Here is a 4,561-nt window from a genome sequence, read left to right on the forward strand (position 1 = left end):
GCAATATACAGCACTTCCTGGTGTTATGAGGTACAAGAACCCCACCCCCAACCCCCTCCCCGCAAGCGATGAGGGGGCTAGGATGTAACTCATAAGAGCGGAGACCGCTGTAAGCAACAAAGTCTCAAATTTCTCAATAGTCATCAAAAATTGAGATATAATCACGAAAATATGCAAATTTTACTATTTGAAATCTGCTGTTGACAGGAACAACAGAAACATTTGATTTTTTAAGTTGTCCTAAAAAAAGTGCTAGTTACCTCTTAAAGGAGGAGTCGAGTTTGTCTAAGTCCTATCGTGTAGCTATTTTGGGAGCAACTGGTGCTGTAGGTACTGAGTTGCTGGAATTACTAGAAAGTCGAAATTTTCCCTTGGCTGAATTAAAATTGTTGGCATCGCCACGCAGTGCGGGAAAAACACTCAGATTCAAGGGGGAAGAGATCCAAATTGAGGCGGTGAGCGATCGCAGTTTGGCAAGCCTAGATATAGTCTTAGCTAGTGCTGGGGGCAGCATCTCCAAAACTTGGGCGAGTGTAGCGGTAGAAAAAGGAGCAGTGGTAATTGATAATTCCAGTGCCTTTCGCATGAACCCGGATGTCCCTTTGGTAGTTCCAGAGGTAAATCCCCAAGCCGCATTCACTCACCAAGGAATTATTGCCAATCCCAACTGTACGACAATTCTCATGTCCTTGGCAGTTTGGCCATTACATCAAGTTAAACCAGTGAAAAGGATTGTCGCTGCTACCTATCAATCAGCTAGTGGGGCTGGCGCGAAGGCAATGGAGGAAGTAAAAATCCAAAGTAACGCTATACTACAAGGAAAGCAACCAGTAGCGGAGATTTTACCTTACCCATTGGCATTTAATTTATTTACCCATAATTCTCCCATGACAACTTGGGGATATTGTGAGGAAGAAATGAAAATGGTGAACGAAACCCGCAAGATCTTTGGTAATCAAGAAATCAGGATTACCGCGACCTGTGTACGGGTTCCCGTACTCCGCGCCCATTCTGAAGCCATTAATCTAGAATTTGAAACACCTTTTGATCCAGATGAGGCTAGAGAAATTTTAAGAACATCCCCTGGGGTGAAATTAGTAGAAGATTGGCAAGCAAATTATTTTCCGATGCCTATAGATGCTAGTGGTAAAGATGAGGTTTTGGTGGGAAGAATTCGCCAGGATATTTCTCATGCTTGTGGTTTAGACTTGTGGCTATGCGGCGACCAAATCCGTAAAGGTGCAGCTTTAAATGCAGTGCAAATTGCTGAATTATTAGTAGAAAAAATTTACTAAAATTGACTACAGTATAAGTTTAAATTCAGTCATCTGTCATGAATCATTAGATAATCAACAACTGACAACTAACAAATTAGGAGAGAAAAGAGTGTGGGAGATTTTGGAACAATTGTAACTGCTATGATTACGCCGTTTAAGACAGACGGTAGTATTAATTATGATGTAGTTGCCAAACTAGCAGATTATCTAGTTAACAACGGTACAGATGCAATAGTAGTATGTGGAACAACAGGCGAATCTCCAACCCTGACTTGGGACGAAGAATATCAATTATTTGTTGAGGTATTGCAAACTGTATCCGGTAAAGCTAAAGTAATTGCTGGTTCTGGTTCTAATGACACCAAAGAAGCGATCGCCGCCACCCAAAAAGCAGCTAAAATAGGAGTACATGGTTCTTTACAAGTAGTTCCCTATTACAACAAACCGCCACAGGCTGGATTATACAAACACTTTCAGGCAATAGCCCAGTCCTGTCCTGACCTGCCAATGATGTTGTATAACATTCCTGGGCGCACGGGACAAAACCTCAGTTCCGAAACAGTGGTAAGATTAGCGGAAATTGATAACATTGTCGCCATTAAAGAAGCCAGTGGTAACTTAGATCAAGTGAGTGAAATCCGTCGCTTGACACCCAAAGAATTTCAGATTTACGCTGGAGATGATTCTTTAACTTTACCAATGTTAGCCATAGGATCTCAAGGGATAGTCAGTGTAGCTTCTCATTTAGTGGGTAATCACATCCAAAAAATGATTCAAGCATGGAAAGCGGGAAATACTCAACTTGCTACTGACATTCATTTGCAATTGTTTCCATTGTTTAAAGCTCTATTTTTAACTACAAATCCCATTCCTGTCAAAGAAGCACTCAAACTGCAAGGTTGGGAAGTAGGTTCAACTCGTCTACCCTTATATGAAGCTGATACGGATGTATCGAAAAAATTAGAGTCAGTAATGCAAAAGCTGAATTTAATCTCAGCCCCAATAGGTGAGTGATTTATAAATAATGTGTACAAATGGTGACTAGATTATCGTCTTAACACTTGTGCTACAACTGAACAATATAAAAATTATTCAGTTTGATGTCAACGAAATCAAATAGGACTTTATAGAAGCTGAATTTAAACAGAAAATTTGGTCTTTTCTTTCATACAAGAAACCGAACTATCAACTGATTCACAACTAACAAAATCTCCAGGAGAAAATGTCTAAAAACGAATCTAATCTCGCTCTGAAAATCATTCCTTTGGGCGGGTTACACGAAATAGGTAAAAATACTTGCGTTTTTGAGTATGAGGACGAAATTATCCTGTTAGATGCAGGATTAGCCTTTCCCACAGAAGCCATGCACGGGGTAAATATTGTATTGCCAGATACAACTTATCTACGAGAAAATCGCCACAAGATTAAGGGCATGATCGTTACTCATGGTCACGAAGACCATATCGGGGGAATTGCCTTTCACTTGAAGCAATTTGATATTCCGGTGATTCATGGACCTAGACTAGCAATGGCAATGCTAGAGGGTAAACTAGAAGAAGCAGGGGTACGCGATCGCACAGAACTAAGAACAGTCCTCCCCCGTGATGTGGTGAGAATTGGTAAACATTTCTTTGTCGAATATATCCGTAACACCCATTCCATTGCTGATAGCTTTACCGTTGCTATTCATACACCATTGGGCGTAGTTATCCACACAGGAGATTTTAAAATTGATCATACTCCTGTAGATGGTGAAAAGTTCGATTTACAACGGCTGGCAGAACATGGTGAAAAAGGCGTACTTTGCCTACTGAGTGATTCTACCAATGCAGAATTGCCAGGATTTACACCTTCTGAACGGGCTGTTTTTCCTAACCTTGACCGAGAATTTTCTCACGCTACTGGACGTTTATTTGTCACCACCTTTTCTTCTAGCGTCCATCGCATCAACATGATTTTGCAACTAGCAAGAAAACATAATCGTGTGGTGACAATCGTTGGGCGTTCCATGCTGAATTTAATCGCCCATGCTCGGAATTTAGGTTATATCAAGTGTGAAGATAGCCTATTTCAACCATTGCATACGGTTCGGGGTATGCCAGATGAGAGAGTGCTGATTTTAACCACTGGCTCTCAGGGTGAAACAATGGCAGCGATGACAAGAATTGCCAATAAAGAACATCCCCATATCAAAATTCGCCAAGGAGATACGGTTCTCTTCTCCGCTAACCCCATTCCTGGTAACACAATTGCTGTGGTGAACACCATTGATAAATTGATGATTCAGGGGGCAAAAGTGGTCTATGGACGGGATAAAGGGATTCACGTTTCTGGCCACGGCTGTCAAGAAGAACAAAAGCTGATGATTGCTTTAACTCGTCCTAAGTTCTTTGTGCCATTTCACGGTGAACATCGGATGTTGGTGAAGCATTCGGAAACTGCTCAAAGTATGGGGATTCCAGCAGAAAATATGGTGATTATCCAAAATGGGGATGTCATCGAGTTAACGGAAGATTCTATCCGTGTTGCTGGAAAAGTCCCAGCGGGGATTGAATTGGTGGATACTTCTAGTTCTGGTATGGTGAGTTCTAAGGTGTTGCAAGAACGCCAACGCATGGCTTCTGAAGGGACTGTGACTATTGCTGCTGCTATTGATTGGAGTGGTAAGCTAATGGCAAAAACGGAAATTCATATGCAGGGTGTTGTGACAAGCATCGAGCGATCGCTCTTACAAAAATGGGTACAACAACGCATTGAGGAAATTCTTAGCGTTCGCTGGACAGAGTTTTCTCCCGTAGAAGGACAACCCGCTGATACAGACTGGGGTGGATTGCAGGAAACCTTAGAACGTGAGTTGGCGCGTTCTATGCGGAGAGAGTTGCAATGTCAACCTTCTTTGACGTTGTTGATGCAAGTTCCTGAAGAACCTGCTGTGAAGGTTTCTGATGGTAGAAGACGACGTACTCGTTCTACTGCGGTGGCTTCTTAATAGTTAGCTCACGCAGAGGCGCAGAGGCGCAAAGGTGTTATTCAGCATCTTTGCGTCTTTTTTGAGAGTTAAGTAGGTGAACACAATAAGTAATTGGACAAAAATATTTACAGTCATTGCGAGCGAAGGGAAGCAATCACAACCCTGGCGATTGGGCGTTGCTGATTAAGGGTATGAATTTTAGTCTCACGCAAAGGCGCAATCACGCTTCGTGATCTCGAAGAGTAGACGCACTGAGGTTTGAGTTTTAAAGGTTCAATTTGGGAATTTCATACCTCAATTCAGCAACGCCGAA

3 protein-coding genes are annotated in these 4,561 nt (G+C 42.1%); all 3 read left to right on the plus strand.

Annotation, left to right across the window (positions count from 1 at the left end; all coding sequences use genetic code 11):
- Nucleotides 1-281 precede the first annotated feature (281 nt).
- The 3 genes from IQ228_RS21660 to IQ228_RS21670 all read left to right on the plus strand — a co-directional run bounded on the left by IQ228_RS21660 (nt 282) and on the right by IQ228_RS21670 (nt 4,266).
- On the plus strand, nt 282-1,295 hold the full coding sequence (locus tag IQ228_RS21660; RefSeq protein WP_193964408.1) for an aspartate-semialdehyde dehydrogenase: 1,014 nt from the start codon (nt 282-284) through the stop codon (nt 1,293-1,295).
- A 93-nt stretch (nt 1,296-1,388) separates the two neighbouring features.
- Entirely contained in the window at nt 1,389-2,291 is a 903-nt protein-coding gene (gene dapA, locus IQ228_RS21665; protein WP_027404846.1) for a 4-hydroxy-tetrahydrodipicolinate synthase, read from the plus strand.
- Between the two features lie 208 nt (nt 2,292-2,499).
- Nucleotides 2,500-4,266: a ribonuclease J gene (locus tag IQ228_RS21670; protein ID WP_027404845.1), complete on the plus strand. Its 1,767-nt coding sequence runs from the start codon at nt 2,500-2,502 to the stop codon at nt 4,264-4,266.
- Nucleotides 4,267-4,561 lie beyond the last annotated feature (295 nt).

Source organism: Dolichospermum sp. LEGE 00246 (genome assembly GCF_015207865.1).
Taxonomy (GTDB): domain Bacteria; phylum Cyanobacteriota; class Cyanobacteriia; order Cyanobacteriales; family Nostocaceae; genus Dolichospermum; species Dolichospermum heterosporum.